Genomic DNA, 2,903 nt, shown 5'->3' with positions numbered 1-2,903 from the left:
GCCCCCACACCCCTGCCCCCGCGCGGGAGCGCCCGGCGCCGCCGGGGCCGTCGCGGGCGCACCTGGCACACTCGCGCGGGTGCCGACCGCCACCGATCCCCGCGAGGCGCTGCGCGCCGCGCGCCTGTACCTGTGCACCGGCGCGCGCCGGCGCGAGGGCGACCTGGAGCAGTTCCTCGACGCGGTCCTGGCCGCCGGCGTGGACGTCGTGCAGCTGCGCGAGAAGGGCCTGGAGGCGGCCGAGGAGCTGGAGCTCCTGGGAGTGTTCGCCGCCGCCGCGCGCCGCCACGGGCGCCTGCTGGCCGTGAACGACCGCGCCGACGTCGCCGCCGTCGCCGGCGCCGACGTGCTGCACGTGGGGCAGCGGGACCTGCCGCCGGGCGCGGCGCGGCGACTGGTGGGGGCGGGCACGGCGATCGGGCGCTCCACGCACTCCCCCGCGCAGTTCGACGCGGCGGTGGCCGACCCGGACGTGGACTACGCCTGCGTCGGCCCGACGTGGGCGACGCCCACCAAGCCCGGCCGGGTCGCCACCGGCCTGGAGCTGGTGCGCCGCGCCGCCGCGGGCGCCGGCGCGACGCCGTGGTTCGCCATCGGCGGGATCGACCTGTCCACGGTGGACGAGGTCGTCGCGGCGGGCGCGACGCGGGTGGTGGTCGTGCGCGCGATCACGCAGGCCGAGGACCCGGCCGCCGCCACCGCCGAGCTGCTGCGCCGCCTGCCGCCCGGCGCCTGAGGGCCGGCCGCGTCAGGCCACCCGGCAGCGCAGCGGCCGGCCCGCCAGCGCCCGCTCGACCTCCTCGGCGGCCAGGCGCTGCAGGTCGGCCACGGAGTCGTCGGAGAAGTACGCGGCGTGCGGGGTCAGCAGCACCCCCGGCAGCCGCCGCAGCGGGGAGTCCGCCGGCAGCGGCTCCGGCTCGGTGACGTCCAGGGCCGCCGCGCCCAGGCGCCCGTCCTGCAGGGCCCGCACGAGGGCGCCGGTGTCGACCAGGCCGCCGCGGGCGGTGTTCACCAGCACCGCGCCGCGGCGCACCCGGGCCAGCGCGGCGTCGTCGAGCAGGTGCCGGGTGGCGTCGGTGAGCGGCAGGTGCAGGGAGATCGCGTGCGAGCGCTCCAGCAGCTCCTCCAGGCCGACGGCGACGATGCCGCGCGCGGCCAGCGCGGCGGGGTCGGCGAAGGGGTCGTGGGCCAGGACCGTGAACCCGAACGGCGCGAGGCGGGCGGCGACCGCGGAGCCGATGCGCCCGGTGCCGACGAGGCCGACGGTCGTGGAGCGCGAGCCCGGCAGCGGGCTCAGGGCCGCCGGCTGGATCCAGCCCTCCTCGCGCACGGCCCGGTCGTAGGCGGGCAGCTTGCGCAGCAGGGCCAGCAGGCAGGCGGTGGCGTGGTCGGCGACGGTGTCGCTGCCGTAGTCGGGCACGTTCGCCACGGCCACGCCGGCGGCGCGGGCGGCGTCGAGGTCGACGTTGTCCACGCCCACGCCGTAGCGCACCACCGTGGCGCCCGGGGCCATGGCGGCCAGCACCGCGGCGGTGACGGGGGCGAAGTTCACCAGGGCGACGTCCGCGCCGGTCAGGGCCTGGGCGGTCTCGGCCTCGGTGCGGCAGCGGTGCTGGGAGAACTCCGCGCCGGCGCGCTCGGCGACCGCCCGTTCGCGCTCCACGGCGGGGAAGGCGTGGTCGGTGACCACCACGCGCGTCACCGCAGCACCCCGCGCGCGGCGAGGTTGCGCAGCAGCGCCGTGACGCCGAACTCCCACGGCGGGGCCTCCTCGGCGGAGGTGACGGTGTTGACCAGGGTGCCCAGCCGCGGGGCGCTGACGGACACCACGTCGCCGCGGGCGTGGGTGAAACCCTCCCCCGCCCGGTAGCGGTCGTCGGTGGGCGCGAACATCGTGCCGGTGAACAGCGCGAACCCGTCGGGGTACTGGTGGTGCCGGCCCCAGGCGTGGGCGACGAGGTCGAGGGGGTCGCGGCTGATCTCGGCCAGCGAGCTGCTCGCCTCGAGGACGTAGCCCTCGGGGCCCTCCACCCGCAGGGAGACCTCGGTGCGGCGCACGTCGTCCAGGCCGTAGCCGTCGTCGAACAGCCTCAGCACCGGGCCGATCGCGCAGGAGGCGTTGTTGTCCTTGGCCTCGGTGAGCAGCAGCGCGCTGCGGCCCTCGAAGTCGCGCAGGTTCACGTCGTTGCCCAGGGTGGCGCCGACCGCGCGGCCGCGGGAGGTGACGGCCAGCACGACCTCGGGTTCGGGGTTGTTCCAGGTGGAGCGGTCCAGCACCCCGACCTCGGCGCCGGTGCCCACCGCGGAGAGCACCGGGGCCTTGGTGAAGACCTCCGGGTCCGGGCCGATGCCGACCTCCAGGTACTGCGACCACAGCCCCTCGGCCACCAGCACCTCCTTGACGCGGGCGGCCTGCTCGGAGCCGGGCACCACGGAGGAGATCGCGCCGCCCACGACGCCGGCCAGGCGGTCGCGGACCTCCTGCGCGCGCGCCGGGTCGCCCGCGGCGCGCTCCTCCACGACGCGTTCGAGCATGCTGCGCACGAACGTCACGCCCGCAGCCTTGAGCACCTGCAGGTCCACCGGGGCCAGCAGCCGCGCCGCGCCCGCGGTGCGCCGCAGCGTGGCGTCCAGCACCTCCTCCAGCGCCCACTCGCGCCCGCCCGGCGCGCTGCGCACGACGTCGAGCGCGTCCTCGCGCTCCAGCAGCTGCGACACGGTGGGCGCTGCGCCGGTCAGGTCCACCAGGCGGTCCCCGCGCACGGCGGCCACGCACGGGCCGCCGGCGTCCGGGTCGTGGACGCGGGCCACCAGGGTGGCCGTGGCGGCGTCGTCGGGCAGGACGGCGACGCGGTCGCTGCTGAGCTCCATCGTTCCTCCGGTCGTGCGGGGGGGGGGTGCGG

General features: G+C 78.1%; 3 protein-coding genes. 1 reads left to right on the top strand and 2 read right to left on the bottom strand.

The annotated features are described in order from the left end of the window. The first annotated feature begins 79 nt into the window (after positions 1–79). The gene (thiE, locus tag GTR00_RS18115) at positions 80–736 is read left to right on the top strand and encodes a thiamine phosphate synthase (protein ID WP_166612974.1); all 657 of its coding nucleotides are present in this window, start codon (positions 80–82) and stop codon (positions 734–736) included. Between the two features lie 12 nt (positions 737–748). Here the strand turns inward: thiE and GTR00_RS18110 are convergent, their stop codons facing one another. Together GTR00_RS18110 and GTR00_RS18105 are read right to left on the bottom strand one after the other, a co-directional pair. Next, a complete protein-coding gene (locus tag GTR00_RS18110) occupies positions 749–1,702 on the bottom strand; it encodes a C-terminal binding protein (RefSeq protein WP_166612973.1) in 954 nt (317 codons plus the stop codon). Next, positions 1,699–2,871 carry a fumarylacetoacetate hydrolase family protein gene (locus GTR00_RS18105; RefSeq protein ID WP_166612972.1) on the bottom strand — a complete coding sequence of 391 codons (1,173 nt, stop codon included), beginning with the start codon at positions 2,869–2,871 and terminating at the stop codon, positions 1,699–1,701. Before GTR00_RS18105 ends, GTR00_RS18110 begins: the two co-directional genes overlap by 4 nt. Between the last annotated feature and the right edge of the window lie 32 nt (positions 2,872–2,903).

It is taken from the genome of Kineococcus indalonis (genome assembly GCF_009906395.1).
Taxonomy (GTDB): domain Bacteria; phylum Actinomycetota; class Actinomycetes; order Actinomycetales; family Kineococcaceae; genus Kineococcus; species Kineococcus indalonis.
This window is presented reverse-complemented; position numbering and strand designations above follow the sequence as displayed.